The 23,925-nt window shown below is 43.7% G+C and carries 21 protein-coding genes and 1 tRNA gene; 20 read left to right on the forward strand and 2 right to left on the reverse strand.

Annotation, left to right across the window (positions count from 1 at the left end):
* The first annotated feature begins 129 nt into the window (after positions 1-129).
* The gene (locus DXB15_RS09255; RefSeq protein WP_118702788.1) at positions 130-1,041 is read left to right on the forward strand and encodes an XdhC family protein; all 912 of its coding nucleotides are present in this window, start codon (positions 130-132) and stop codon (positions 1,039-1,041) included.
* A 168-nt stretch (positions 1,042-1,209) separates the two neighbouring features.
* On the opposite strand, the gene DXB15_RS09260 is transcribed toward DXB15_RS09255, so the two are convergent.
* Positions 1,210-1,890: a phosphatase PAP2 family protein gene (locus tag DXB15_RS09260; RefSeq protein WP_118702789.1), complete on the reverse strand. Its 681-nt coding sequence runs from the start codon at positions 1,888-1,890 to the stop codon at positions 1,210-1,212.
* 245 nt (positions 1,891-2,135) lie between these two features.
* Positions 2,136-2,209: transfer RNA gene (locus tag DXB15_RS09265), tRNA-Pro, on the reverse strand.
* 275 nt (positions 2,210-2,484) lie between these two features.
* Here DXB15_RS09265 and DXB15_RS09270 point away from each other — a divergent pair.
* The 19 genes from DXB15_RS09270 (at position 2,485) to DXB15_RS09355 (ending at position 23,698) form a co-directional block, all read left to right on the forward strand.
* Positions 2,485-3,366 (forward strand): helix-turn-helix transcriptional regulator, encoded by an 882-nt coding sequence (locus tag DXB15_RS09270; RefSeq protein ID WP_118702790.1) that lies wholly within the window; start codon positions 2,485-2,487, stop codon positions 3,364-3,366.
* A gap of 311 nt (positions 3,367-3,677) precedes the next feature.
* Entirely contained in the window at positions 3,678-4,601 is a 924-nt protein-coding gene (modA, locus tag DXB15_RS09275; protein ID WP_118702848.1) for a molybdate ABC transporter substrate-binding protein, read from the forward strand.
* A gap of 338 nt (positions 4,602-4,939) precedes the next feature.
* Entirely contained in the window at positions 4,940-5,644 is a 705-nt protein-coding gene (gene modB, locus DXB15_RS09280; RefSeq protein ID WP_109215392.1) for a molybdate ABC transporter permease subunit, read from the forward strand.
* 109 nt (positions 5,645-5,753) lie between these two features.
* Complete coding sequence (locus DXB15_RS09285) at positions 5,754-6,797, forward strand: sulfate/molybdate ABC transporter ATP-binding protein (RefSeq protein WP_109215391.1); 1,044 nt, start codon at positions 5,754-5,756, stop codon at positions 6,795-6,797.
* 580 nt (positions 6,798-7,377) lie between these two features.
* Positions 7,378-8,451 carry a histidinol-phosphate transaminase gene (gene hisC / locus DXB15_RS09290; protein ID WP_118702791.1) on the forward strand — a complete coding sequence of 358 codons (1,074 nt, stop codon included), beginning with the start codon at positions 7,378-7,380 and terminating at the stop codon, positions 8,449-8,451.
* A gap of 103 nt (positions 8,452-8,554) precedes the next feature.
* A complete protein-coding gene (locus DXB15_RS09295; RefSeq protein ID WP_109215388.1) occupies positions 8,555-9,055 on the forward strand; it encodes a COG2426 family protein in 501 nt (166 codons plus the stop codon).
* Positions 9,056-9,214: 159 nt separating this feature from the next.
* Positions 9,215-9,856: an orotate phosphoribosyltransferase gene (locus DXB15_RS09300; RefSeq protein WP_109215390.1), complete on the forward strand. Its 642-nt coding sequence runs from the start codon at positions 9,215-9,217 to the stop codon at positions 9,854-9,856.
* 772 nt (positions 9,857-10,628) lie between these two features.
* Positions 10,629-13,274 (forward strand): valine--tRNA ligase, encoded by a 2,646-nt coding sequence (locus DXB15_RS09305; protein ID WP_109215387.1) that lies wholly within the window; start codon positions 10,629-10,631, stop codon positions 13,272-13,274.
* A 13-nt stretch (positions 13,275-13,287) separates the two neighbouring features.
* On the forward strand, positions 13,288-14,607 hold the full coding sequence (locus DXB15_RS09310) for a bifunctional folylpolyglutamate synthase/dihydrofolate synthase (RefSeq protein WP_158582233.1): 1,320 nt from the start codon (positions 13,288-13,290) through the stop codon (positions 14,605-14,607).
* The gene (locus DXB15_RS17045) at positions 14,600-14,737 is read left to right on the forward strand and encodes a hypothetical protein (protein ID WP_177957619.1); all 138 of its coding nucleotides are present in this window, start codon (positions 14,600-14,602) and stop codon (positions 14,735-14,737) included. Before DXB15_RS09310 ends, DXB15_RS17045 begins: the two co-directional genes overlap by 8 nt.
* A 10-nt stretch (positions 14,738-14,747) precedes the next feature.
* Positions 14,748-16,211 (forward strand): tetratricopeptide repeat protein, encoded by a 1,464-nt coding sequence (locus tag DXB15_RS09315; protein WP_118702793.1) that lies wholly within the window; start codon positions 14,748-14,750, stop codon positions 16,209-16,211.
* 465 nt (positions 16,212-16,676) lie between these two features.
* Positions 16,677-16,994, forward strand: coding sequence for an STAS domain-containing protein (locus DXB15_RS09320; RefSeq protein WP_118702849.1), 318 nt, complete (start codon positions 16,677-16,679; stop codon positions 16,992-16,994).
* Positions 16,994-17,440, forward strand: a complete 447-nt coding sequence (gene spoIIAB / locus DXB15_RS09325) for an anti-sigma F factor (protein WP_109215384.1) — start codon at positions 16,994-16,996, stop codon at positions 17,438-17,440. The genes DXB15_RS09320 and spoIIAB overlap by 1 nt, the downstream gene beginning before the upstream one ends.
* Before the next feature lie 6 nt (positions 17,441-17,446).
* The gene (locus DXB15_RS09330; RefSeq protein ID WP_109215383.1) at positions 17,447-18,160 is read left to right on the forward strand and encodes a SigB/SigF/SigG family RNA polymerase sigma factor; all 714 of its coding nucleotides are present in this window, start codon (positions 17,447-17,449) and stop codon (positions 18,158-18,160) included.
* Positions 18,161-18,318: 158 nt separating this feature from the next.
* Positions 18,319-19,446, forward strand: coding sequence for an FAD:protein FMN transferase (locus DXB15_RS09335; protein WP_118702794.1), 1,128 nt, complete (start codon positions 18,319-18,321; stop codon positions 19,444-19,446).
* Positions 19,447-19,464: 18 nt separating this feature from the next.
* Complete coding sequence (locus DXB15_RS09340) at positions 19,465-19,983, forward strand: Gx transporter family protein (RefSeq protein ID WP_109215381.1); 519 nt, start codon at positions 19,465-19,467, stop codon at positions 19,981-19,983.
* A 516-nt stretch (positions 19,984-20,499) separates the two neighbouring features.
* Complete coding sequence (locus DXB15_RS16950) at positions 20,500-22,380, forward strand: FMN-binding protein (RefSeq protein ID WP_158582234.1); 1,881 nt, start codon at positions 20,500-20,502, stop codon at positions 22,378-22,380.
* A gap of 23 nt (positions 22,381-22,403) precedes the next feature.
* Positions 22,404-22,841, forward strand: coding sequence for an FMN-binding protein (locus DXB15_RS09350; protein WP_118702795.1), 438 nt, complete (start codon positions 22,404-22,406; stop codon positions 22,839-22,841).
* Positions 22,841-23,698: a 4Fe-4S binding protein gene (locus DXB15_RS09355; RefSeq protein ID WP_242979821.1), complete on the forward strand. Its 858-nt coding sequence runs from the start codon at positions 22,841-22,843 to the stop codon at positions 23,696-23,698. The genes DXB15_RS09350 and DXB15_RS09355 overlap by 1 nt, the downstream gene beginning before the upstream one ends.
* Positions 23,699-23,925: the final 227 nt, after the last annotated feature.

Raw genomic sequence — 23,925 nt, forward strand, 5'->3', positions numbered from 1 at the left:
ATCTCACGTGCGTTCGAGTTGAGTTCCAGTGGCGCTGAGTAACAAATAGAATGAGCATATTTTGTATTTTCTTGAAGGACAGGATCAGGTCAGCAAACATTAAGATATTAGATTGGACGGAGTGGAACAATGCAGGGAATCGAAGAACTGTTACGGGAAATAAAACAGACGGGAGAAGGATCTTGGGAATTAAAAATTGAGGATACTGTGTATGAACGGCGGTTTTTCAGACCAGAGCGTCTGATTATACTTGGCGGTGGTCATGTGGGACAGGCAATCAGCAAATTTGCGTCAGCAGTTGGATTTTATGTTATTGTGGTAGATGACAGACCTTCCTTTGCCAATCGCAGTTGCTTTCCGGATGCGGAAGAAATATACTGTGAAGAATTTGAAAAAGCGTTAGATATGCTTCAAATAGGAAGTAATGATTATGTCACAGTAGTAACCCGTGGACATCGATTTGATCTGACCTGCCTGCGAAAAGTGTTAAAAGGTATTTTTCCACGTTATCTGGGGATGATGGGTTCCAAGCGTCGGGTAGCCGGTATCATTGATCTGTTGCAGGAAGAAGGAAATGCCGCAGAGACCGTAGCAAAAATTCACATGCCAATCGGATTAAATATCGGTGCGCTGACCGTCCCGGAGATCGCGATTTCCATTGTGGCAGAACTGATCGAAGAACGCAGAAAAGGAACGCCGCGACGTTCACACAGCCAATTGCTGACTTGTACCGATACAGATCCGCGGGTGATAGAAATGCTTGGTGATCCAAATGTCGGAAAAGCTATGCTGCTAGTATATGACACCAGCGGCTCCACCCCGGTAAAATCCGGTGCACTGATGACCGTCAACAGCAATCTGCAGTCAGCGGGAACCATCGGTGGCGGTTGTACCGAAAACGAAGTACTGCGGGAAGCATTTCGCATGATCGGAACCGGAGAAACAAAACTTTTTACACTGGATATGAGCAACGAAGTAGCGGCAGATCAGGGCATGGTGTGTGGTGGCCGTATGTTGGTATACGTAGCAGATCTTGGTTAATGTAGAGAGTACTTTAGTTATGCTTTGTTGCGAGCGAATGTTAGTTCCATTTATCACAACGTAAATAGCGCCCTCAGCTATTTTTTCTTTTCGAGCGATTGTTAGCCGAAAAGAAAAAATAACTGAGGGCGCTTTTATAAATTTTAAATTCATTATAAGACGAAAATTTTATATCTGTCCCGCCGGAATCCGTTTCTGTCTATGTCGTTCAATTACCGCCGCAATCGAACCATAGCACACAGAATACATAAACGCCGCCAGCGCAAATGCTGTCAGTACATCAAATACAGAATGCTGCTTGATAAACATTGTAGATAAAATAATGCAAATGGTCAGAACCAGTGCAACATACTTAATCCATGGATGCTTTTTGATTTTTTCACTGTGACAAAGTGCAAAATAAATTCCAAGAGAATTGTATACATGAATGCTTGGAAACAGATTCGTCGGTGTATCCGTCGCATACAGTTTCTGCACAATGTGTACAAAAATATTATCCCTTGCAAAGCTTTCCGGTCGGAGTAGCTGTCCGTTCGGATATATCGCCGAGATGAAAAGGAACACAGTCATACCTGTAATAAGGAAAATTCCCATCCGCCAGCAGAGTTTTCCATCTGTAAATGCGATAAACAGAATTCCAATTGCCATGTATACAAACCACAGATAATATGGAATGACAAAAAATTCGCAGAACGGAATGTAATCGTCCAATGCCACATGAATGACATGAAAGTTTGAATTAATGTTTACTTTTTTCTCCAGGTAAGTGAACCATGGAATATAAATAAGTGCATAAAGCAATAGAAAAAAGTGTGTGTTATGTTTTAGATAGTTAAAAAATTTTTTCATACTCAACTTTGCTCCGAGATAGTCATAATCTGTTTACGCTAAAAACTGTATGTTTCAAATACAGTTTTTCCTCAAGGTTTATAGAAGAGTGTAGCATTATAAAAGGAAAAAAACAATGTGGAAAATATTAAATTTACCTTAAATAAAATCATTGTAAGTTGGTGGAAAATACGGGATAGCATAATAAATAAGGAAGTAAAAAGATCCTGTGAACACAGATAAATGTTTGCAGGATCTTTTTGGTATCGGAGTGACAAGATTTGAACTTGCGATCTCTCGCCCCCCAGACGAGCGCTTTACCAGACTAAGCCACACCCCGAAAGTAGATAGAACGTTACAGTCCATACGCGCCATTCGCAAAACGCCCTTTCGGGCTTCCACGTAGCTTCGCTACTACTTTACTATGTATCCAGCTAATTCCTCATGCAAGCATGATCATTACCTGAATACATGTGATGAGTGAACTGTAACGCATATTTTATCATAAAAAGATATGCTTGCAAAGCCTTTTTTCAGAAGTTATACTTAGATGGGATATGGAAAGTGGCAGGGTGGGACCTGTTTGGACGAAAAGTAGATTTTGGGAGGATAAGTATGGATGAACAGTTTTTATCTCCGATAGAAGTCGCGGAGATATTGCAGGTAAAGAAAAATACCGTTTATGAAATGATCAAACGTGGTGATCTGAAGGCAACGAAAATGGGAAAACAGTTCCGGATCGCACGAAATGATCTGTATGAATACATGGGCATAAGCCCGGAAGCAGAGTCTGCGGAAAATATTGTCATCTGTGGACAGGATCAGCTTCTGGATGTGCTTTGCTCTCTTTATAATGAACGGAGTGACGGAAAAACGCAGGTGTACCGGTCTCCGATGGGCAGCTACAGCGGATTGTACCGGATGTATCAGAATGAAAATTATGTGGCAACCTGTCATATGTGGGATGGCAAAACAGATACGTATAATCTTTCTTATATTGAACGTATGCTGCCGGGAGAACAGGTGGCAGTTTTTCATCTGTTAAAACGCTGGCAGGGCTTTTATGTCAGAGAGGGCAATCCGAAAAATATTCAGGAATTTACGGATCTGACCAGAGAAGATGTCAGAATGATCAACCGGGAAAAAGGCAGCGGTATCCGCATTTTTATTGATGAGATGTGTAAAAAGCTGGAGATTGATCCGGACAAGCTCAGAGGGTATGAGGATGAAGCATCATCACATATGATCGCAGCAACCAATGTATTGCGCGGAAGTGCAGATGTGGCGATCGGAATTGAGAAGGTAGCAAGTCAGATGCAGGGACTTGATTTTATTCCTCTGAAACAGGAAAGTTACGATATTGTATTTCGAAAGAAAGATCTTAAGCGCAGCGAATTTCAGAAACTGCTGAATATCATTCGATCAGATGAATTTAAAAGTGAAGCGGAAACGATGTCAGGATATGATGTCAGTGAAATGGGAAAGCAGCTCTGGTAAGGAGCTGTTTTTTGTTTTACAGGAAATTTTTCTGAATTTCCTGTAAAACAAAATTTCCTAATATATAAACAGTGGGAAAGATAATATATGTCGTACAGTGGATGTACATTTTTTGCCGATGACAAAAAAGTAAGTAACTTACATAGATGTAACGAAGGCTGTTTGTTCAAAAAATAAGTTTTGAATTTTAGGTATACCACAAAAATACCAAGAAAAAGCATTGACAGAAAAAGAAATGTGTAGTATAACAAAACACATGAAACATAACAAAACATGATAAAACAAAAGAAAAAAGGATGAGAGAAAAGGAGATGAAGAAGAAAGTAATCAGCCTTATGCTTGTTGCAGCAATGGGACTTTCCCTGGCAGCATGCGGAAACAAAAACACAGATCAGGGGGCAGCAACTGACACATCTGCAAAAACAGAGCAGACAGATGCTTCTGAGGCAGCACCAGAGACAGCAGATCAGCTGGACAGCACAACAATCACAGTATTTGCAGCAGCAAGTCTTGAGAATGCATTAAACGAAGTAATTGAGAAATACAATGAGTCACAGCCAAACGTAACTGTTGTACCAAGCTATGATAGTTCAGGAACACTGCTTGCACAGATCGAGGAAGGTGCAGCTTGTGACGTATTCTTTTCCGCAGCTCAGAAACAGATGGATACATTACAGAATGACGATCAGTTAGTAGTAGACGGAACACGTCACAATGTAGTAAACAACCAGGTTGTAGTTATCACATACAAAGGAAGCGGTACAGCAGTAACAGGTCTTGAGAACCTGAAAGATGCAAAGAGCATCGCACTTGCAGACGGAAGCGTTCCAGTTGGTAAATACACACGTCAGGCACTTGTAAACGCAGGTATCCTTGATGCTGTAGATGATGTATCTACAATCCCGACAGATGTTGTTTCTCAGGCTCTGGGCGGAGTTGAAATCAACGAGTGCGGTAACGTAAGCGCTGTTAAAACTCAGGTAGCAGAGGGATCTAACGAAGTTGGTACTGTTTACTACTCTGATACATATGGTTTTGGGGACAAACTTGAGATTCTTCAGGTTGTAAGCTATGATCTGACAGGTAACGTAATTTACCCGATCGCTCAGGTTCAGAATGATGAAGCTGACGAGTTAGAGCAGAAAGCAGCTCTGGATTTCGTAAACTTTGTTAAATCTGATGCAGCAAAAACTATTTTTGACAGCTACTACTTCGATACAAACGTAGAAGATTAATATTAGCTTCTTTTGTGGCTAAAATTTACGCTGTGAAAAAGACCTCTGGCGATTTTGTCTCGTCAGCTAACAATCGCTTGCCGAGAAAAAATCGCCAGAGGTCTTTCTTCTAAGTTGTGTATATAGTTCAGGTGTGCATAACAAAATGATATCAGTAATGAGTTTTTTGTTTCGTGCAACCTGAAAATTAAGTAGAATGTAAGTGAAACCCGGGTGGCGAAAGCTGGTCGGGTTTTATCTGAATAAGATAGAAATTGAAATATTTTCTGTTTTAAGATGCTTTATAGCGTGTAAGAGAAATGTCTCCGGATATATGATCGGAGCATAGGGAGAAAAATATGGACACAATTATGGAAATTGTAAAGAATCTGGATTGGACACCGTTGTTTATTTCCTTTAAAACAGGAATTGTGGCAACGGTTATTTCCTTTTTCTTAGGATTATTTGCGGCAAGAAAAGTCATTCATGCCGGTGAGCGTGCCAAAGCGATCGCAGACGGATTTCTGACGCTGCCGATGGTTCTGCCGCCGACCGTTGCCGGATTTTTCCTGCTGTTGTTATTTAGTAAGAGACGTCCGATCGGTATGTTTTTGTTTCATCAGTTTGGCATCAAAGTAGTACAGACCTGGCTTGGCTGTATCATTGCGGCAACGGTGATTTCGTTCCCGTTGATGTATCGAAATGCCCGTGCTTCCTTTGAACAGCTGGATGCTAACCTGATCTATGCAGCGCGGACACTTGGTATGTCTGAATTGCAGATTTTCTGGAAGGTGGCAGTACCAAATGCAGGACCGGGTATTATCGCAGGAACGATCCTGACCTTTGCGCGTGCACTTGGTGAGTACGGTGCGACTTCTATGCTGGCAGGTAATATTCCCGGAAAGACGTCGACGATTTCGCAGAAGATCGCCATGGTTATTCAGGATGGTGATTATCTGACGGCAGGCGTATGGGTTATTCTTATTTTAGCGATTGCTTTTGGCATTATCGTTGCAATGAACCTTGTAGCAGGAAAAAATATGAAAAATACACAGAGCTGGTAAATACGTTCCCTGTATCTGTTTATAAAATGCAAAAAACGAATGGATATGTGTAAAGCATTTAAAATGTTTTGAGCAAAAATGGGAAAATCTGTGTTGTGAAAGGAATACTATGGCAATAGAAGTAGCGATAAAAAAGAAAATTGGCAATTTTTCTCTGGATGTTGCGTTTTCAGCAGGGGAGGAAATGTTTGCCCTGCTTGGTGCTTCCGGATGTGGCAAAAGTATGACATTGAAGTGCATTGCAGGAATTGAGACACCAGATGAAGGAAAAATCGTGTTAAACGGACGTACCTTATTTGACTCTGAGAAAAAAATCAATCTGATTCCGCAGAAACGAAAAGTTGGATATATGTTTCAGGATTATGCGCTGTTCCCGAATATGACCGTCGAGAAAAATATCATGGCGGGTATGGGAAAGAAATCGGAAAAAGCGATTGTGCAGGATTATATCCGACGTTTCCGTCTGGAAGGATTGGAGCATCATCTGCCACGTCAGCTTTCCGGAGGTCAGAAACAGCGTGTGGCACTGGCGCGCATGATGGCGTCACAGCCGGAAATTCTGTTGTTGGATGAGCCACTGTCCGCACTTGACAGTTTTTTGAAATGGCAGGTAGAAGAAGAACTGCAGGATCTGCTTTCTGAGATCGGAAAAACAGTACTTTTTGTATCCCATAGCCGTGATGAAGTATATCATTTGTGTGATCGTATCTGCGTATTGGAAAAAGGTCACATGGAAACAATTCAGGAGAAAAAAGAGTTTTTCGCAAATCCGGTAACACAGGCAGCAGCCCGTATTTCCGGATGTCGAAATATCGTGCCTGCAAAACGCTTGTCTGCGCATCAGCTGGAAGTTCCGGACTGGGGTATCTGTTTTGAACTGGAAAAAGAAATTCCGGAAGATATTTCTTTCGTTGGTGTGCGTGCACATTATATTGAAGTGTCAGCGGACTTAGAACCGGCGAAAAACAGTTCTATTATGCAGATGGACCGTCTGTTAGAGCAGCAGTTTGAATCCGAACTGGTTCTGAAATACAATCAGGATACGATGTCACTGCGTATTCTGATGGATAAAGAACAGGCAGAGCAGTTGGCAGCGCACGAAAAATTACGCGTGACAATACCTGAACATGCACTGCTGTTGCTGAAAGCGTAATACTTTTTGTGACTAAAAATTTACATTGTGAAAAGAACTCTGCGATTTTATCTCAGTCTGAGTTGAGACTCCCACTTCTGCAAGTGGTGAGTAGTAACAAGTATTTCTCAGTGGGAGTTCAATCTCCGACTGAGATAAATGCTCCGCGAGGGCGCACATTGTCTGGGAGACAATGGTTTTGCGCCGCCGGAACGGAGTGTAGAGTGCAGTGATTCTGAAAAGAAGATGTCAGCTTGCGCTGACCAGAATCACGCACCAAGTCTCACGTGCGTTCGACTTGAATTAGTTGTGTAAATGGCGAAATCAAGGACGGGGTTCTGGGGGAGCGATTTAGCGAACGACTGAGCTTCACAAGGTTTTGCGTGAGTGGGAGGCGACCAGCTTTTATAGGAGCCGAGAATGAGCGCGATAAAACCGCTGTGAAGTGAGGGAAGAGAGTGACTAGCCGCACAGAACCCGTCCTTGATTTCGCTTTATAAACCTAAATTTTCAGCCAATATCCCCAAAACCAGAAAAACTCTTTACAAGCAGCACTTTAGTGTGGTACAGTGTAGAAAACTGTAGAAGGAAGTAAAAAGTGATGACAAAAGCATGGGAAAAGAACATTCGTAAAGTAGTTCCGTATGTTCCGGGCGAACAGCCAAACAAGGAACGCATGATCAAATTAAATACAAATGAAAACCCGTATCCACCAGCCCCAGGTGTTGCTGAGGCTTTAAAAAATCTGGATCCTGACCGTTTGAGACTGTATCCAGATCCGGCCTGCATCCGTCTGGTGAATGCGATTGCAAAACAAAAAGGTTTAAAATCGGAGCAGGTATTTGTCGGTGTTGGTTCCGATGACGTTCTTGCCATGTGTTTTATGACCTTTTTTAATGGAGAAAAACCGATCCTGTTTCCGGATATTACCTATTCTTTTTACGATGTGTGGGCAGAGGAATTTCGCATTCCGTATGAGACACAACCGTTAGATGATGATTTCAATATCCGCAAAGAGGATTATTATAAAGAAAACGGCGGCGTGATCTTCCCGAATCCGAATGCCCCGACTGGTGTGGAAGCATCTCAGGAGATGATCGAGGATATCTTGCAGCACAACCAGGATGTTATCGTGATCATCGATGAGGCATATGTGGACTTTGGCGCAGAGACCGCTTTGCCATTACTGGAAAAATATGATAATCTGATCGTGGTTCAGACATTTTCAAAATCACGTTCCATGGCGGGAATGCGTATCGGTTACGCGATGGCATCACCGGAGCTGGTCAAATACCTGAATGATGTAAAATATTCTTTCAATTCCTATACCATGGATCAGACTGCACTGGATCTTGGCGTGGCATCCATCAATGATCAGGCATATTTTGAGGAGACATTACATAAGATCATTCAGACGAGAGAACGTGTGAAACTGCGTCTGACAGAGCTTGGATTTACCTTCCGTGATTCCAAGAGCAATTTTATTTTTGCATCACACAAAAGCTGTCCGGCAGAGGAACTGTTTGAAAAATTAAAAGAAAAAGATATTTACGTCCGCTATTTTAAAAAGCCGCGGATTGACAATTATCTGCGTATCACCATCGGAACCGATGCAGAGATGGATGAATTTTTGTCAGAGGTAGAAAAGTATCTGAAAGAAACCGGTAGATTATAAAAAGCCCCAGGCTTGCATAATATTAAGAAAATCCTTATATCTTTTTCTGGAAAAATAGTGTAAAATAATGCAGAATATAAGATGAGATTTTTAGGAGGATTGTATGGAAAGTCTGGTAACCTGGTTTACAAGTACCTTAGGTACACATATTTCAAGGGAAGCGGTTGTGTTTATTATTTCACTGTTCCCGATTCTGGAGCTGAGAGGCGGTATTCTGGCATCTTCATTGCTGGATATTACGATGTGGAAAGGAATCCTGATCAGCGCAGTTGGAAACATTATTCCGATTCCGTTTATTTTATTTTTTATTAAAAAGATATTTGCAGCATTGAAAAAAGCAAAGCTGTTCCGTCCATTGGTTGAGAAAATGGAAAACAAGGCAATGAAAAAACGTGACCAGATCGAAAAATATGAGTTCTGGGGACTTGTTTTATTCGTTGGTATTCCACTTCCGGGAACAGGCGCATGGACAGGGGCTCTGGTAGCATCTCTGATTGATATGGATATCAAGAAAGCGTTCAAGGCGATTCTGGTTGGAATCTGTCTGGCAGCTGTAATTATGACATTGATTTCTTACGGCGTACTTGGTCACATTATCAAATAATCAGAAGCGATATAGAAATGTAGATCTGTTGTCTCAGTGCGGATAGAAGTGAAAGTATTTGCTCTGATTGAGTGAATAAAAAGAAGCTGAGTGTTTTGCCTGCCTAAATAAGACAGACATTATGATTAACGTAAGAGGGGGAATTTTACGATGGAATCTATGGAAGCAAGAATGGTAAAACTGTATGCGAGAAACAACAATCATGTGGCATTGCATGCCATTCCGGGACACTTTGCCACAAGTCATTCCCATATCAATTTTTACATTGATATGACAAGCTTGAAAACCCGTGCGAACGAGGCACAGGAAGTTGCAAAAAGTTTGGCGGGAGACTATGTGAACTCTACTGTGGTAGACACAATCGTTTGCATGGATGGCACGGAAGTGGTCGGTGCATATCTGGCGCAGGAATTTGAAAAACGCGGATTCCGCAACACAAACCTGCATGATACGATTTATGTAGTTACTCCGGAGTACAATGCAAACAATCAGCTGATTTTCCGTGATAACACAATTCCGGCGATCAAAGGAAAAAATGTCATTCTGTTGCTGGCAACTACTACGACAGGATTGACCGTGCGACGCAGCCTGGAATGTGTACAGTATTATGGAGGAACCGTGCGCGGTATTTCTTCTATTTTCAGTACGGTAAAAAAAGTTGGCGGCATGGAAGTACATTCTGTATTTAATGCAGATGATGTGCCGGGCTATCAGGCGTTTGGCAGAGACGAATGCCCATATTGCAAAAAAGGATTTGCCATTGAAGCCATGGTAAATGGATTTGGCTATTCACAATTGTAAGAAACATAGTAAAAAAAGCAGAGTAAGAGATCAGATAAAATGAGAGAAGAAAAATCCTTATTTTATCTGGTCTTTTGTTTTTTCTTCAGGATAGCTGCATATCGTGAATCAGGACTTGACAAGGCAAAAAATGTTGTTTATGATATTTTAAGACTTTGAATGCAGGTTGGAAAGCAATTGTGTTCATGAGCAAGTAGTGAAAGTGGATTGCGAATATCTGCTTTACAATTTTATAGTAAAAAAGGTAGTGACAAAGAGGAGTACGCGAAAGATGCAGTGACAGGGAGAGCGGTTCACAGACTGGAAGACCGTTTGACAGGCAGTTTGCGGAAGGTAGCTTTGGAACCGGATGTCTGAAGCCAGAGTGATATAGGGAACTTGTTCCAGCTATGGAAGAAAGCGGTTTAATAGAACCGGGAATGAGATGGCAGATATATTATATGGTGCGTAGGAAATCTCGGGTGATTCCCGTTAATCAATCGAAGAGATTTCATCTTCATCTGAGTTGGATTCCAAACTTTTATAAGTAATGAAATGGTAGTTCTTCCATTTCAGTGGAGTTCAAAAAGAGACAGGTGAGATAAAATGAAGGTGGTACCGCGTAGATTCGCCCTTCACATGTGTTGTGCATGTGGAGGGCTTTTTAATTCATATGAAAAGGTGTATTTGTATGATAACGGGTACATTTTTGTTAGGTTACAGCATGTAAGCGGAAGATTTTCCGTTTGGCTATTTTTACAAAGAGAATTCATGTTTTGGAAGGAGAGACAGAATGAAGGAATTAGCAAAGACCTATGATCCGAAAGGGATCGAAGACCGTCTTTACCAGAAATGGGAAGACAATAAATATTTTCATGCAGAAGTAGACAGAAGTAAGAAACCGTTTACCATTGTTATGCCGCCGCCAAATATCACCGGTCAGCTGCACATGGGACATGCTCTGGACAACACCATGCAGGATATCCTGATCCGTTACAAGAGAATGCAGGGCTATTCCGCATTATGGCAGCCGGGTACTGACCATGCAGCCATCGCAACAGAGGTTAAGGTTATCAACAGCCTGAAAGACAAAGGTATCAACAAAGCAGATTTAACCCGTGATGAGTTTCTGAAATACGCATGGGACTGGAAAGAAGAGTACGGCGGACGTATCGTAAAACAGTTAAAGAAAATGGGATCTTCCGCTGACTGGGACAGAGAGCGTTTTACCATGGATGAGGGATGCTCCGAGGCAGTCAAAGAAGTATTTATCCGTCTGTTTGACAAAGGATATATTTACAAAGGTTCCCGTATCATCAACTGGTGTCCGGTCTGCAAGACTTCTATTTCCGATGCAGAGGTAGAGCACGTAGAGCAGACAGGTCATTTCTGGCATATCAAATACCCGATCATTGGCGAGGAAGGCAGATTCGTAGAGATCGCAACCACACGTCCGGAGACAATGCTTGGTGATACAGCCGTAGCCGTAAACCCGGATGACGAGCGTTACACAGACATCATCGGTAAAAAATTACTGCTTCCGATCGTAAACCGCGAGATCCCGGTTATTGCTGATCCGTATGTAGACAAAGAGTTCGGAACTGGCTGCGTAAAAATTACACCGGCACACGACCCGAACGATTTTGAGGTAGGAAAACGCCACAACCTGGAAGAGATCAACATTTTAAATGACGATGCAACCATCAACGCAAACGGCGGTATTTACGAAGGTATGGACCGTTACGAGGCAAGAAAAGCCATCGTTGATAAATTAGACGAGATGGGACTGCTTGTAAAAGTAGTTGAGCACGTTCACAACGTAGGTACTCATGACAGATGCAAGACAACCGTTGAGCCAATGATCAAACCGCAGTGGTTTGTAAAAATGGAAGAAATGGCAAAACCGGCGATTGATGCATTACAGTCCGGCAGACTGAAATTTGTTCCGGAAAGCTTCGGAAAGACTTATATGCACTGGCTTGAGGGCATCCGTGACTGGTGTATTTCCAGACAGCTCTGGTGGGGACACAGAATCCCGGCTTACTACTGTGACGAGTGCGGCGAGATGGTTGTTTCCCGCGAAATGCCGGAGAAATGCCCGAAATGCGGTTGCACACATTTAAAACAGGATGAGGATACACTGGATACCTGGTTCTCCTCCGCACTGTGGCCATTCTCCACACTTGGCTGGCCAAACAAAACAGAAGAACTGGATTACTTCTATCCGACAGATGTACTTGTTACCGGATATGATATCATCTTCTTCTGGGTTATTCGTATGGTATTCTCTGCGTTAGAGCAGACCGGAACAGAGCCGTTCCATACCGTACTGATTCACGGACTGGTGCGCGATTCTCAGGGACGTAAGATGAGTAAATCCCTTGGAAACGGTATTGATCCGTTAGAGGTTATTGACAAATACGGTGCAGATGCCCTGCGTCTGACACTGATCACTGGTAACGCACCTGGAAACGATATGCGTTTCTACTGGGAGCGTGTAGAGTCCAGCCGTAACTTTGCAAACAAAGTTTGGAACGCATCCCGTTTCATTATGATGAACCTTGGCGATGAGCAGCCGACCAAACCGGAAGATGCAGATCTGCTGCCGGTTGATAAATGGATTTTATCCAAAGTAAATACTCTGGCAAAAGACGTAACAGAGAACATGGATAAATATGAGCTGGGAATCGCAGTTCAGAAAGTATATGACTTCATCTGGGAAGAGTTCTGTGACTGGTATATCGAGATTGCAAAAGTACGTCTGTACAAGAAAGAAGAGGATCCGAAAGCTGCAAATACAGCACTCTGGGTTCTGAAAACCGTACTGACCAACGCATTAAAGATGCTGCATCCGTACATGCCGTTCATCACAGAGGAGATCTTCTGCACACTTTGTCCGGAAGAGGAGACCATCATGCTTGCTCCGTGGCCGGAATACACAGAAGAGTGGAATTTTGCAAAAGAAGAAGCTGATGTGGAGACCATCAAAGTACTGGTTAAGGGTATCCGAAACATTCGTTCTGAGATGAACGTTCCACCAAGCCGCAAAGCAAAATATTTCATCGTATCCCCGGATGAGAACCTGCGTGAGCTGTTTGCTTCTCACAAAGACATTTACAGCCAGTTAATCTCCGCAAATGAGATCGACGTACAGGCAGACAAAGCCGGAATCCCGGAGGATGCCGTATCCGTTGTTATTCCGAATGCCGTTGTATACATTCCGTTAGAGGAGCTGGTAGACATGGCAAAAGAGCGGGAACGTCTGGAGAAAGAGAAAGCAAAACTTGCAAAAGAGCTGGCGCGTTCCAACGGTATGCTGAACAATGAGAAATTCTTAAGCAAAGCACCTCAGGCAAAAGTTGACGAGGAGAAAGCAAAACTTGAGAAATACAAACAGATGATGGAAGACGTAGAAAATCGTCTGGCACAGTTAAAATAATATGAGTGAAAACATGAAACAAGCGGTGGAATTCCTGTACGGGATTCCGAAGTTTACCAAAAAACACAGCCTTGCACACACGAAACATTTCATGGAGCTGCTTGGCAATCCGGGTAATCACTGCAAAGTCATTCATGTGGCAGGAAGTAATGGTAAAGGAAGCGTTTGCTGCTTCCTTTACCATATGTTGCTTTCTGAGGGAAAAACCGTGGGATTGTTTACATCCCCGCATCTGATGGATGTGCGGGAGCGTTTTCAGTTAAACGGTGATCTTTGCAGCGAAGAACAGTTTCTGTCTGCCTATGCCCGGGTAAAAAAGACAGCAGAGGAACTGGATCAGAAAGGTCTGGGCTATCCGACATTTTTCGAGTTTATTTTCGCCATGGGTATGGTACTCTTTGCGGAGGCGCAGGTGGAGTATGTTGTTCTGGAAACAGGGCTTGGCGGCAGATTGGATGCGACCAACAGTTTTGCCGATCCGGTGTTAAGCATTATCACCTCCATCAGTCTGGAGCATACAGAAATCCTTGGGGATACCATCGCACAGATTGCCGGGGAAAAAGCAGGTATTATCAAGCCGGGCGTTCCGGTAGTTTTTGATGCCAATGATCCGGAAGCTTCCGCAGTGATCCGGGCGCATGCAGGCGAAATGCACAGTCCATGCACTGCACTGGAGAAAAAAATGTTCCAGATTCTGGAATTTAAGAATAATTTTATTGATTTTTCCCTTTCAACTGCGTATGATAAGGAAACAAGATGGACGATTCCGGGAGCCGCAGAATACCAGGTGGAAAATGCAGCGCTGGCGATTCTTGCAATGCGGATCTTGCAGCAGCAGTATCCAGAGGAAGTTGCCGGTGAAAATGCCGAAGAACAGCTTCATGCAGGCATGAAAGAGGCGTTCTGGCAGGGTAGAATGCAGGAAATAGAACCGGAGATTTATTTTGACGGGGCGCATAACACCTCTGGAATAGGAATGTTTACCGAAGCAGTAAATCGACTGACTGCCAAAGATACCTATCGTCCACTTCTGCTGTTTTCCATGGTAAAAGAAAAGGATTACAGTACTTCAATCGATATGCTGACAGCAGATATTTCCTGGGAGGAGATGGCAGTCACCACGATTCCCAATGAGCGTGGCATATCTTTTGAAAAATTAGAGAAACTATTCGAAGAAGATACAGACAGACCGGTGACGGGGTATGCCGATTACCGGGAGGCGTTCAGGGCAATGAAAGAGAAGAAGAAGCCGGGGCAGAAATTTTTCTGTACAGGCTCCCTCTATTTCATAGGTGCATTGATGGAAGTATGGAAGGAGAACTGTGATGATTGATTTTGAGGAAGAATTAAAGAAATTTGAACCGAGTATGGAGATCGAAGAAGCGGAAGATTCTATTTATAACCGCGATCTGACCGATATGATGGATATTTTACAGGAAATGCTGAAAGAAAGCAGAAGATAGGAGGAGACAGATGAACTGTTATTACTGTGGTGCTCATCTGGATTCTATGGGTACCTGTCCGAGCTGTGAAGCAGATGTCAGAGTCTGGAAAAAGATTGTAAGCATTTCCAATAAGCTGTACAATGACGGACTGGAGTGCGCTCAGGCACGGGATCTGACCGGGGCAGTGGAATATCTGAAGATGAGTCTTCGTTATAATAAAATGAATATTCAGGCGCGAAACCTGCTTGGACTGGTTTATTTTGAGATGGGCGAGATCGTAAAGGCACTGAGCGAGTGGATCATCAGTAAGAGTATGCAGGGGAAGGACAATCCTGCAAATGATTACCTGACTGATATCCAGAAAAGCTCAGCGAGATTGGATACCATGTCCCAGACGGTGAAAAAATTTAACCAGTCACTGACTTACTGCAAAGAGGGCAATACAGATCTGGCACTGATCCAGATGAAAAAAGTACTTGCCCTGAATCCGAAGCTTGTAAAAGGACATCAGCTGCTGGCTTTGCTATATATGAAGGAAGAACGTTATGACCTGGCATTGCGTGCATTAAAAAATGCAAAAAAAATCGATGCCGGTGATCCAAATACGATGCGTTACGAAAAAGAATGCAGAGCGCATCTGACTGCAAACGGCAAAGTAAAACCGAAAGAAAAAGATACGGTAAGTTATCAGAGCGGCAACGATCTGATCATTCGTCCGGCAAAATTTACGGATAATACAGCTGTTTTATCTGTGATCAACCTGCTGGTGGGAGCTGCCATCGGTATCGCTGTGGTATGTTTCCTGATCGTACCGGGAATCCGGAAAAATGCAAATTCTAACACATCTTCTCAGCTTATCAAGGCAAATGAGACCATTGCCACCAGAGAGCAAAGCATCAAGAGTCTGGAAGATGAGATCGCAGGTCTGAAGCAGACCGTAGAAGATGCACAGACAGCGACAAGTTCCGCGGATCAGAAAAATCAGTCCTACGAGGAACTGTTAAATGCCTATGTGGCTTACGCGTCAGATGACCACGTAAAAGCAGGTGAGACACTGGCGAACGTAAACAGAGATTTGCTCAGTGAAAACGCACAGCAGATTTACGATAATATGCTGACAGACGTACAGAGTGCAATGATGGAAGCCGATATGAACGAAGCGATGAATCTGTATGAGCAGAAAGATTATAGCGGAGCCATCACAAAGCTGGAGTCCATCGTACAGTCCGACGAAGGATATCAGGAAGGTAAGGCAGCGTACTATCTGGCATTTGCGTATAACTATCAGAACGATGAGAGCAATGCATTGAAATGGTTCCAGATTGCAAGAGATAAAACAAATTCCTCCAGTGTACGCAACACCTGTAAGGAAATGATCGACGATATGCAGAGCCGTGGAATTACCGTTCCGGGTGAAAGCCAAACTACGGATAATCAGTCCGATACGTCAGACGGAGATACCTCTGGCGACAACTCAGATAATAATGACTAACAGATCTTCTGGTTATGAAGTGAGATCATCTCAGTCTGAGTTGAGACTCCCACTTCTGCAAGTGGTGAGTAGTAACAAGTATTTCTCAGTGGGAGTTCAATCTCCGACTGAGATAAATGCTCCGCGAGGGCGCACATTGTCTGGGAGACAATGGTTTTGCGCCGACCGGAACGGAGTGTAGAGTGCAGTGATTCTGAAAAGAAGATGTCAGCTTGCGCTGACCAGAATCACGCACCAAGTCTCACGTGCGTTCGACTTGAATAATCTGATTTTAATGAAAATTAAATAAGTACTAAAAAAGTAGCAATATACGGAAGAGAACAAAGGAGACATACAAATGTTTTCCTAAGACACATGAAATGGTGTAGAAATCTTTTTCTGTATATTGCTTTTTTGTTGTGTAAATGGCAGCGTGTTTTTTCCCTCAGCTGCCTTAAAAAAGAAAATAAAAGGAGCTACAAAAACATGAACTGTGAATATCAGATCAAAGGAAATACCCTTCGTATCTACATCCCGAAGGAGTTAGACCACCATATTTCCGACAGTCTGCGGGAAGAAGCCGACCTGCTGACAGAAGCCTATTTTATCCGGAGTATTATCTTCGATTTTTCCCGTACCGAATGGATGGACAGTTCCGGCATCGGCGTCATCTTAGGACGGTACAAAAATATGAAATTCTCCGGCGGAACCGTTCGGGCAGAACATTTAAACGAACGAATGTATAAAATTTTTCATATGTCAGGGTTGGATGAACTGATTGCAGAGGAAGGAGAGCAGGAGTGATGGAACAGAGAAAACAGGAAGAATATGCAGAAGAAAACTGGATGCAGATCACATTTGCGGCAAAATCCGAAAATGAGGGATTTGCCAGAACCGCGGTGGCAGCATTTGTCAGCAGTCTTGATCCGACCATTGAGGAGTTGGCAGACATCAAGACGGCAGTATCCGAAGCGGTCACAAATTGTATCATTCACGGTTACAACCAGCGCGGCGGCACGATCTGGATGGAGGGAACCCTGACCGGTCGTAAATTGCGAGTGTCCATTATCGATGAAGGCAGAGGCATCAAAGATATCAAGCAGGCGTTGGAACCGCTTTTTACCACGCGACCGGATCTAGAGCGTTCCGGCATGGGATTTTCCTTCATGGAAGCCTTTATGGATACCGTGGAAGTGGAATCCACACCGGGCAAAGGAACCCGGGTTTCTATGGAAAAAGAAATCAGGTAGTTACATATGGAGCAGGTGTTGGAGTATATTAAGCGCGCGCACCAGGGGGATAAAGCAGCACGGGATCTGCTGGTACAGAACAATCTGGGACTGGTCTGGAGCATTGTCCGGCGATTTTCCAACCGCGGATACGATCCGGAGGATCTGTTTCAGGTGGGGAGCATCGGTCTGTTAAAAGCAATCGACCGTTTTGATACGGATTATGAGGTAAAATTTTCCACTTATGCCGTACCGCTAATCATCGGAGAAATCCGCAGATATCTGAGAGACGATGGCATGCTGAAAGTCAGTCGTACCTTAAAAGAAGCTGCCTGGAAAGTCAGTCAGGCGGTGACGGAATGGCAGAATGAGTACGGTCGTGATCCGACATTGGAGGAACTTTCCGGGAAAACCGGAATGTCATCTGAGGAGATCGTGCAGTCGCTGGAAGCCAATACAGATGTGGATTCCCTTCACCGACCGGTTCCCGGAAATGAGGGAAAGGAGATCACACTTGGCGAACAGATCCGGGATCAGAAAAATCTGATTGAGCAGCAGGTCAACCACATTTTTCTGGAGCAATTGCTGGATACATTAGAGCCGGAAGAACGTCAGCTGCTTCAGCTTCGTTATGTAGAAGAAAAGACACAGTCGGAGGTGGCAAAACTGCTTGGAACGACGCAGGTTCAGATTTCCAGACGGGAAAAGAAACTGCTTGCGAAATTGCGGAATACGGTATAAAATGCGATACAGTCCTTCTTATTGATAAAAAAGTATCGATAAAGTTTTGGGAACAAGCTTGCATAAAAGAAGTGAATGTAATAAAATATGCGTTAGCTCAAGCTAATCATTAAAATTGTATCAATAAGAGAAAAAGCATATACGGAGGATACCAATAGATGAAAAAAAGAAAACTGTTAATCGCACTTTTGTGTGGAGCCTTAGTCTGTCTGCCGCTGGCAGGTTGTAACAATAAAAACGGTGCGTCAGGAACGGACAGCTCTGTACAGAGTGAAGTTTCAGAAGATGCCGGAGAGCAGAACAGCTCAGACAGCAGTCAGGAATATACAAGCGATGTGTTTGCCATGGATACTTATATGACACTGACCGCTTATGGCGAAAATGCACAGGAAGCAGTAGAAGCGGGTATTGCTGAGATTCAGCGTCTGGACGATCTGCTGTCTACCGGAAAAGACACCAGTGAAGTCGCACAGATCAACGCAAACGGCGGTGGCGTACTTTCTGAGGATACCGATTATCTGGTAAAACGTGCCCTGGATATTTATCAGAGTACAAACGGAGCCTTTGATATCAGCATTTATCCGGTGATGCAGCTTTGGGGATTTACCACAGGAAATTTTGCAGTACCGAGTGAGTCTGATCTGGCAGCAAAACTTGCGCTGGTAGATGCGGGAAAAATCATATTAAGCGAAGAAAACGGACAGACAAGCATCAGTCTCCCGGAAGGCATGGAGATCGATCTGGGCGGAATTGCCAAGGGTTATACGTCCGGAAGAGTTATGGATGTGATGAAAAGCTATGGCATCAAGAGTGCAGTTATTAACCTTGGCGGAAACGCACACGTCCTTGGAAATAAAACCGATGGCAGTCAGTGGAAAGTCGGCATTCAGGATCCGAAGGATGAAAACGGATATCTGGGCGGCGTGAGCGTCACAGACAAAGCTATTATCACTTCCGGCGGTTATGAGCGCTACTTTGTAGATAAGGATACCGGTGTGAAATATCACCATATCATCGATCCGAAAACCGGTTATTCTGCCAACAACGGTCTGATCTCTGTGACGATCGTCAGTGCGGATAGCACACTGGCAGACGGATTATCCACATCTCTGTTTGTACTTGGCACAGAGGATGCCATTACTTATTGTGAGGAACATTGTGCAGAGGACGGATTTGACGCCATCATGGAAGATGAGGACGGCAAACTTTATATCACAGACGGCATTTATGACGATTTTATCAATATGAACAATAACAAAAATATTGAAAAAATCCAGACAAACTAGAGACAGGGCGGTAACGATATGAAAAAACAAAAGATATCTGCAAAAACAGTAGCTCTGATGGCAATGATGATCGCACTTGCCATGATATTCAGTTATGTAGAAACCATGATCCCGATCAACTTCGGGATTCCGGGTGTAAAACTGGGACTTGCCAATCTGGTCATTGTGGCGGCAATCTACCTTTTTGGTGGGAAGCAGGCATTTTTGATTTCCATTGTGCGAATCTTCTTAAGCGGATTCATGTTTGGAAATCTGGCATCCATCATGTACAGTCTGGCGGGCGGTCTGCTCAGTCTGGCAGTCATGCTCCTTTTGAAAAAAACAGACAAGCTGTCGATCCTTGCGGTCAGTGTCATGGGTGGTATCTGCCACAACATTGGACAGTTGATTGTGGCAATGCTTGTGGTGGAAAATCTGAAGCTGATTTTTTATGTTCCGGTACTTCTGATTTCCGGATTTCTTACCGGTCTGCTGATCGGTATCGTATGCAGAGTGATTCTTCCAGCAGTCAAACGGGCATACGAATCTGCAAGATAACAAGCTGTTTGCCTGGCGCTTAGTCAAAGGATATTCGCAATCCGCCTTCGCTACTTGCTCATAACCAAATAGCTGCTTCGCAGCTTATCAGAAGGGGCTTGCACCCCTCCTGATACAAGCAAGTCCCTACCCCTGCTTATTGCTTTTCGCAATTGAAGCAGGGGGCTTCCTTGATTTGGTTAAAAACGTATATGCAGGTAAATAGATTCCAACTGTAAGCAGGATTTTTACCAGGACTTACCAGAACTATTGAGAAAAAACGGAGGAAATTGCACAAAAATTCTCAATAGTGACAGTTATTGAGAAAATAGAGAAAAATGATTTGATTTAAAAAAAAAGTGATGCTATGATAACGTGCGTTAGAAGATGCTAATGTACGATATCATGGCATTTTTTATTTGCGAGAATGTGTGAAAGCACATTTTCCTGTAGTCTTTGCCGGAAAAATCCGGTAAAGCACAAAGTGTTTCCAACAATCATGTGAAAGCAATGTTATAAAAGGTCAGGAGAGAGACTATGAAGAAAGATAAGAAGACGGAAGTTGATCCGGAAAATCTGGATCCGAAGAATCAGAAAAAGAAGATAAACTTAAGTACCATGGCGCCGGCATTATCCGCGCTGCTGGTAGTAGCCTGCGCAGGCGCATCCGTGGCAGCTTACTCACCAAAAGTATATGCGGTACAGAAACCATCCCCAAAGACAGAGAGCGCTGATACAACTGCGGAGGATACTGCAGAAGAAACGGCTCTGGAAGGTCAGGTATTTGATCTGCCGGATGGCATTTATGAAGGAACCGGAACCGGTTTTGCAGGAAAGATTACAGTTGCGGTAGAGATTAAAGATAAAAAAATTGTTGCGATTACGGTTCTGAATGTAGAAGCGGACGATGCAGCATTTTTCAATCGTGCCAAAGGAGTCATTGACCGGATCATTCAGTCCCAGAACCTGGACGTAGATGTAGTGTCCGGCGCGACCTACAGTTCCAGAGGCATCATCAGTGCGGTAAAAAATGCGCTGACCGGTGAGAAAGACAGCGGAAAAACAGCAGAGAATCCGGGCAAAGGAGAAGGTTCTACAACGGTAGCGCAGGTTGCAGATGCAGCGGCATACAAAGACGGAACTTATTACGGCAGTGCCACCGGTTTTGCAGGTCCGATCAAAGTAAAAGTTGTGATCAGCGGTGGTAAGATTGCGTCCATCGAGATCGTATCCACTTCTGACGGCAGCAGCTATATTTCCAAAGCATCTGCCATTACCGGGAAAATCGTATCTTCTCAGAGCACGAATGTAGATACTGTGTCCGGAGCAACTTACAGTTCCGTAGGTATCATCAATGCGGTTCGTAACGCATTGGCACAGGCGGCAGTAGACGGAAGCACAGTACCGGCATCCACAGAAAATACAGAGCAGAACAATCAGCAGAATCAGTCTGCGCTGACACCATCTGTATCCGGAAATTTCCCGTATCCGGATGGAACTTATTATGGAACCGCAGAAGGATATCTGGGAGATGTCAAGGTAGCTATCGTGCTGAAAAATCATACGATCCAGTCCGTACAGATTCTGGAAAATGAAGACGATGCGGCATTTTTCAATCGTGCCCGTGCAGTGGTCAATAATATTGTGAAAAATCAGACAACAGGTGTAGATGTTGTGTCCGGAGCAACCTACAGCTCTAACGGTATCATCAACGCGGTTAAAGCAGCGCTGGAGTCTGCAAAAGCAGCAGCAAATCCGTCTAACGGAAATAATTCCAATAATGGAAACCAGAATAATAACAATTCCGGAAATAACAATGGCAATACCGGAAACAACAATAACAGTAATAACAACGGAAGTACAGAGAAGCCGGATGATTCCAACACAAATGCTCCGACTTATTATGCCGATGGCAGTTATACAGTGACTGTAAAGTGTGAGCCAGATGAAAGTGAGGATTTTGATGCTTACAATTTGACTGCTACGATTACTGTAAAAGGCGATAAGATTACGGCAATCAGTAATGTTTCTGGTGATGGAGACAGCAGCAATGACAGATACATTAACTGGGCTGCAAATGGAAGATCCAATAATGTTGGTATTATTAGCCAGATCATCGGTCTTGCAACCATTGATATGTCAAAAGAAAATGCAGAAACAACCATGAATGAAGCGATTGCGAATGTGGATGTGGTTTCCAGAGCAACCTGTTCTTCCAAAGCATTGAAAGATGCATGCAAAGAAGCCTTAAATCAGGCGCGTGCAAAATTTTTGGAGCAGAAAGATGATCAGAAAAATCTGGCAGATGTGAAAATGCCGGATGGAACCGATGAAACTGGTAACGCAGATACAGAACTGACAGACCCGGAAAACGATCCGCAGGAGGCAGCACAGGAACAGCTCCTGGAGACAGAATAAGTAAAGGATAGAAACAGGAAAATATGAAAAAGTTTATGATTCGTATTGTCAATGTATGTATGATCGTAGCGGCATTGTTTGGCTACAATCACGTTACGTTGGCGCATGAAAAGATTGATGCGGAAGCAAAAGCAGAAGCAGACCGTCAGAGTGCGGAGCTTGCTGCGGAAGCTGGCGTAAACGGCGGCAATTATACAGATGGAACATATCAGGGAACGGCCACAGGATTTGGCGGTGATATTACCGTGGAAGTAACCATTGCAGATGGCAAGATCACAGACGTAGAGATTTTGTCTGCAGAAAAAGAGGATAGTGCTTATCTGACCATGGCAAAAGATATTATTCCGGAAATCATAGACGCACAGAGTGCAGATGTAGATACGATCAGTGGCGCAACGTTCAGCTCCACCGGTATCAAAAATGCGACGGCACAGGCGCTTGAGAAAGGCGGTACCAATTAGTGAAACAACCGAATAAAAAGACCATGAAAAAAATTCATGTGTGGGTGCGGGCAGTGATACAGTTATTGTATTTTCTGTTTATTCCGTCTGCCTATACAGCGGCGTTTAACGGCGTCAAATACATTTTTACCCAGATGGGAGCAAAAACACATCTGGAGGTGACTTCCTTTGTGGCAGCATTGATCGTGCTGTGTGTATACACAATCGTGTTTGGCAGATTCTTCTGTGGATTTGCCTGTGCTTTCGGAAGTTTGGGTGATGCAGTGCGGGCACTTTATGTGTTTATCTGCAAAAAACTGAAAAAGAAACCGATCACCATGAAAGCGGCAGTTGTGAAAAAACTGCAGGTAGTGAAATATTTCGTGTTGGCGATCATTGCTGTGACATGTTTTACGGGTGTATACAGCAAGGCGAAGGGATTCAGTCCGTGGGATGTATTTTCCATGCTGCATGCGCGTAATTTCAAATTGGGTGGCTATACCCTTGGCGTGGTATTTCTGGTGCTGATCGTTATTGGCATGTGCTTTCAGGAACGGTTTTTTTGCCGTGTTCTGTGCCCGATGGGAGCAGTATTTTCTATTCTGCCGGTATTGCCGTTTTCTACCCTGCGCAGAGACCGGTCTGAGTGTATCAAGGGATGCCGGGCTTGTACGATGAAGTGTCCGTCGGATATTGAGCTGGCGCCGGATACGGCACCGGAATTGTCAGGAGATTGTTTTCAGTGTCAGAAGTGTATTGATACCTGCCCGAAGGGAAATATACATACGGGGATTCGTGCACTGAAAGGCAATGAGATCTGGTATACGGTGCTTCGTGCCGTAATTTTACTGATACTGTTCAAGTTTGTCGGTTTATAAATAAAAGAAAAATGGAGAAATTTATCTCACTCACTAGACGTTCACTACCTTCGTTTCACGGCGGTTTCATCGCGCTCGTTCTCGACTCCTATAAAAGCTGGTCGTCTCCCACTCGCGCAAAACCTTGTGAAACTCAGTCGTTCGCTTAATCGTTCGTTGAGATAAATTTCTCCATTTTTCATTTACGTTTTGAAGAACCGATAGTCTATATTTTAAACAAAAAACGA

Source organism: Roseburia sp. OM02-15, assembly GCF_003481835.1.
Classification (GTDB): Bacteria; Bacillota; Clostridia; order Lachnospirales; family Lachnospiraceae; genus Eubacterium_I; species Eubacterium_I ramulus_A.

Excerpts from the sequence above, each read along its gene's own strand:
- DXB15_RS09260 (WP_118702789.1), bottom strand. The coding sequence starts at position 1,890 with ATGAAAAAATTTTTTAACTATCTAAAACATAACACACACTTTTTTCTA.
- DXB15_RS09320 (WP_118702849.1), top strand. The coding sequence starts at position 16,677 with ATGAACTGTGAATATCAGATCAAAGGAAATACCCTTCGTATCTACATC.
- DXB15_RS09335 (WP_118702794.1), top strand. The coding sequence starts at position 18,319 with ATGAAAAAAAGAAAACTGTTAATCGCACTTTTGTGTGGAGCCTTAGTC.
- DXB15_RS09310 (WP_158582233.1), top strand. The coding sequence starts at position 13,288 with ATGAAACAAGCGGTGGAATTCCTGTACGGGATTCCGAAGTTTACCAAA.
- spoIIAB (WP_109215384.1), top strand. The coding sequence starts at position 16,994 with ATGGAACAGAGAAAACAGGAAGAATATGCAGAAGAAAACTGGATGCAG.
- DXB15_RS09305 (WP_109215387.1), top strand. The coding sequence starts at position 10,629 with ATGAAGGAATTAGCAAAGACCTATGATCCGAAAGGGATCGAAGACCGT.
- hisC (WP_118702791.1), top strand. The coding sequence starts at position 7,378 with ATGACAAAAGCATGGGAAAAGAACATTCGTAAAGTAGTTCCGTATGTT.
- DXB15_RS09330 (WP_109215383.1), top strand. The coding sequence starts at position 17,447 with ATGGAGCAGGTGTTGGAGTATATTAAGCGCGCGCACCAGGGGGATAAA.
- DXB15_RS09270 (WP_118702790.1), top strand. The coding sequence starts at position 2,485 with ATGGATGAACAGTTTTTATCTCCGATAGAAGTCGCGGAGATATTGCAG.
- DXB15_RS09350 (WP_118702795.1), top strand. The coding sequence starts at position 22,404 with ATGAAAAAGTTTATGATTCGTATTGTCAATGTATGTATGATCGTAGCG.
- DXB15_RS17045 (WP_177957619.1), top strand. The coding sequence starts at position 14,600 with ATGATTGATTTTGAGGAAGAATTAAAGAAATTTGAACCGAGTATGGAG.
- DXB15_RS09285 (WP_109215391.1), top strand. The coding sequence starts at position 5,754 with ATGGCAATAGAAGTAGCGATAAAAAAGAAAATTGGCAATTTTTCTCTG.
- modB (WP_109215392.1), top strand. The coding sequence starts at position 4,940 with ATGGACACAATTATGGAAATTGTAAAGAATCTGGATTGGACACCGTTG.
- DXB15_RS09295 (WP_109215388.1), top strand. The coding sequence starts at position 8,555 with ATGGAAAGTCTGGTAACCTGGTTTACAAGTACCTTAGGTACACATATT.
- DXB15_RS09315 (WP_118702793.1), top strand. The coding sequence starts at position 14,748 with ATGAACTGTTATTACTGTGGTGCTCATCTGGATTCTATGGGTACCTGT.
- DXB15_RS09255 (WP_118702788.1), top strand. The coding sequence starts at position 130 with ATGCAGGGAATCGAAGAACTGTTACGGGAAATAAAACAGACGGGAGAA.
- DXB15_RS09300 (WP_109215390.1), top strand. The coding sequence starts at position 9,215 with ATGGAAGCAAGAATGGTAAAACTGTATGCGAGAAACAACAATCATGTG.
- DXB15_RS09340 (WP_109215381.1), top strand. The coding sequence starts at position 19,465 with ATGAAAAAACAAAAGATATCTGCAAAAACAGTAGCTCTGATGGCAATG.
- DXB15_RS16950 (WP_158582234.1), top strand. The coding sequence starts at position 20,500 with ATGAAGAAAGATAAGAAGACGGAAGTTGATCCGGAAAATCTGGATCCG.
- modA (WP_118702848.1), top strand. The coding sequence starts at position 3,678 with ATGAAGAAGAAAGTAATCAGCCTTATGCTTGTTGCAGCAATGGGACTT.